The organism is Paraburkholderia sp. GAS448, from assembly GCF_050435685.1.
Lineage (GTDB): Bacteria > Pseudomonadota > Gammaproteobacteria > Burkholderiales > Burkholderiaceae > Paraburkholderia.
Genome location: NZ_JBNDKT010000114.1, coordinates 1 through 3,241, shown reverse-complemented (window position 1 = coordinate 3,241; position 3,241 = coordinate 1). Strand labels below are relative to the sequence as shown.

Here is a 3,241-nt window from a genome sequence, read left to right as displayed (position 1 = left end):
CGCAGGCGTCACGGGCGCGGTGCACAGCGGTCAGAGCAGCACGATCACGGCCGCGCGCGATGTGGCGCTTGACGGCGGGCTGGAAGTGGACGGCACGGGCGACGCGACGGTCAACGCCGGGCGCGACCTGACCGGCAGCGGCACGGTCAGTGTCGCGAACAACACGACCTTCACGGCGGGCGGCAGACCCTGCTCGCCAATCTGCAGAGCCAGCTTGGAGGCAATTTCACGCAGAGCACGGTCAGCGATAACCTGACGATCACCGTGATGGGCGCTCCGTCGATGTTTGACAACGTCTTCATGATGGCGGTCATCGCTGCCCGCTAGTTCGGCTCTCGTCTGTCGGGGCGGCACATGTTTGGGCGAAAACTTTGCGAATGGCAGTGGTGTTACACAAAACGCTGATGGAACGCTCAACGGTGTATCCACGCAGAGCAGCAACGGCGGAACTACACTGACGCTGTCGCTGCCGTTCAAGAATGGGCAGGTTGGAGTGACCACTGTAGGTGCTATCCAAGCCGCTGGTGGAACGATCGTCTACGACGGGACCCAGAATAATCCCAATCACGCGACCATAAGCGGATTGACTGCGCAACAATTGCAGAATTTGTTCACTCCGACGATCAAAAACCCAGCGAAGGTTGGGATGTGAGAGCTGACTTATGCCGAAACCAGTCTTCTATGTCGACTTCAATGAAATGGTAGATGAACATACCGTATTGCTATCTGCTAGTGACAGCAAAGGCGACGCTCGCGGTATTACGGTTCAACTTCACGAAGGCATGCCTGTGCGCGTGTACATGGACGATTTAGACGAGAACGGGAATGTCGATAATTTAGTGGCTGACGGGATCGTGGAGAAAAATACGCAACCGGGCTGGGCGGCACACGTGAAGTGGTGCTGCCGAATTGATCACAACGGAATCAAGCCACAGTCCGAATTAAGCCGATAAGAGCGGATCTGCCTCGGCGCAATTGAGAAACAGGACAGCCGGGCGAATCGTTAAATTGAATTAACAATTTTGGTATACTAATGAGATACGTTTCCAACACGCCGATGGCGCAGGCCGTAGGCGTGGCGCTCTGCATGCTTGCGCAGGGCGCACCGGCGGCCGGCATCGTTCCCGACGGCGGCACCGCCACCTCGGTGTCAACCGCAGCCAACGGCCACCAGACCGTCAATATTGCTCCGGCATTCGGCGGGGTGTCGCACAACACCTATTCGTCATTCAACGTCGGCAAGCCCGGCGCGGACCTGAACAACACCGGCATCAACGCGCAAACGATCGTCAACCAGGTGACCAGCACGAACCCGTCGCTGATCCAGGGGGCGATCGGGGTGCTGGGGCCGCGCGCGAACGTGATTCTGGCGAACCCAAACGGGATCACGGTCGACGGCGGCAGCTTCGTCAATGCCGGCCATGTCGTGCTGTCCACCGGGCAGGTCAGTTTCAATGATGTGACGCTTGCCCCCGGCATCACGCAGCGCAATGTCGTGCTGACGACGAACGGCGGCACGATCACGATCGGTGCGGGCGGCCTGTCCGGCACGCTGGTCAACCTCGATCTGGTCGCAAAGCAGCTCGCCGTCAACGGACCGGTGACCAACGACTACACCAGTTCCACCGGCGGCGTTCGCGCGATCGCGGGAGACAGCACGACCACCTGGGATACAGGTTATTCCCCTACCGACAACGGGCATGACTGGCTGACTGGTCTCACCTCGCCCGGCGCCAGCAGCTCGGGTATCGCGGTAGACATCACGGCGCTAGGCGGCATGACGGCCGGGCGTGTCGAACTGGTCGTCACCGACAAGGGCGCGGGCGTGCACAGTCTAGGGGCGCTCTATGCGACGGCAGGCGACGTCGTCGTGTCGGCGAACGGCGATGTGGGCGTTATTGACAGTTCAGTCAAGGCCGCAGGCAATGTCAGCCTTTCCACATCGGGCGCACTGTCGCTGCAGGGTGCACAGGTCAGCGCGGCGAACAACGTGACCGTGAACGCGAACGGCATCACGCTTGCTGATGACGCGACCGGCCCGTCGATCCTGAGCGCAGGCAATGCCGTGAGCCTCACCAGTGCGGGCGACATTTCGAACACAGGCAGCGTGATCCAGGCGGGTGCCCTGTCAGCGGATGGCACGCCCGTTGGCGATGGCCTGACATTGAATGCAGGCGGCAGCATCGTCAATCGCTCGACCGCTGAGAATCTCGGGATCATCTTCGCGGCAGGCGGTGTCCTGTCGCTGAACGCCGCGGGCGACATCACCAACGAGAACGCCCGGATTCTCGGCAACCAGGGCGTGAGTGTCGCCGCGCAGGGCGATGTATCCAACATCATTGACCACACCGACGGCGTCGATGGCGGCGCACCCGTGGCGTATTCCAGTACTGGCGGCAGCTTCCTGTTCTTCACGCATACGACGAGCGGCTTCGATGTCGATTACGGCACGGTCAGCCAGCCCGACCAGCTGGCACTGATTGCATCGACTGGCGGTCCGGTGACGATCTCCGGCCGCAACGTGTCCAACACCGGCGGCCCGATCCAGACCAATGACGGCGATATCTCGATCACCGCGCAGCAGGCCTTCACCAATGCCGCGGTCTTCGCGGGACAGGCAAGCTATTCGCGCGGCTGCTGGATCGTTTGTCATGCGAGCGCGTCGAGCAACGTCACTCCGTACGGCGGCACGATCCAGTCCGGCGCCGATATCTCGATCACGGCGGGCACGAGCGCGGCCAACATCGGCGGCAATGTGTTTGCCGGCGGCGATATCAGCGTCATCGCGCCGGTCACCTATGCGCAGGGCGTCACCGGTTATTCGGCGGATCGCGGCTTCAAGGCCTTTTTCGGCAGCACGTGGGCGCAGATCATCGCGACCGATGTGGGTGGCGGCTTCGCTGCTGACGGCCTGGTTACGCTGGTCGGTGACGGCGTGATTGACGGCGGCTACATCTCGGGCGGCAAGGGAACCAGCGCCACCGGCGGCATCACCACCGTACGCGCGCCGTCCAGCACGTCGGTGCAGATCGGCCAAGCACCTGGGCCTGACGACGTGGTGGTGGTATTGATGCGCGCGTTGATGGACTTCATCAGGGAAGCGTGGTGGACGCTGTTGCTGGCCATGGCAGCGCTGGTCGCGGCTGTTTTCCTGAACCAGCGGGCGTACGCGCAGACCGTGCCGGGCGCACCGCCTGCGCCGCCGGTGCGCCCGGTTCAGGACCCGGCGCAGCAGCTGATC

General features: G+C 62.3%; 4 protein-coding genes. All 4 read left to right on the top strand.

All coding sequences use genetic code 11. The features are described from left to right. A partial coding sequence (locus P3T23_RS47335) for a hypothetical protein (RefSeq protein WP_429322900.1) occupies positions 1 to 256 on the top strand: 256 nt, incomplete at its 5' end. A 102-nt stretch (positions 257 to 358) separates the two neighbouring features. Then, a complete protein-coding gene (locus P3T23_RS47330; protein ID WP_429322899.1) occupies positions 359 to 652 on the top strand; it encodes a hypothetical protein in 294 nt (97 codons plus the stop codon). A gap of 10 nt (positions 653 to 662) precedes the next feature. Beyond that, on the top strand, positions 663 to 953 hold the full coding sequence (locus P3T23_RS47325; RefSeq protein WP_429322898.1) for a hypothetical protein: 291 nt from the start codon (positions 663 to 665) through the stop codon (positions 951 to 953). Positions 954 to 1,033: 80 nt separating this feature from the next. Then, on the top strand, positions 1,034 to 3,241 hold a 2,208-nt coding region (locus tag P3T23_RS47320), incomplete at its 3' end, for a filamentous hemagglutinin N-terminal domain-containing protein (protein WP_429322897.1).

Bases quoted from the DNA above. Each gene is read 5' to 3' on its own strand.
- P3T23_RS47325 (WP_429322898.1), top strand. From the start codon at position 663: ATGCCGAAACCAGTCTTCTATGTCGACTTCAATGAAATGGTAGATGAA.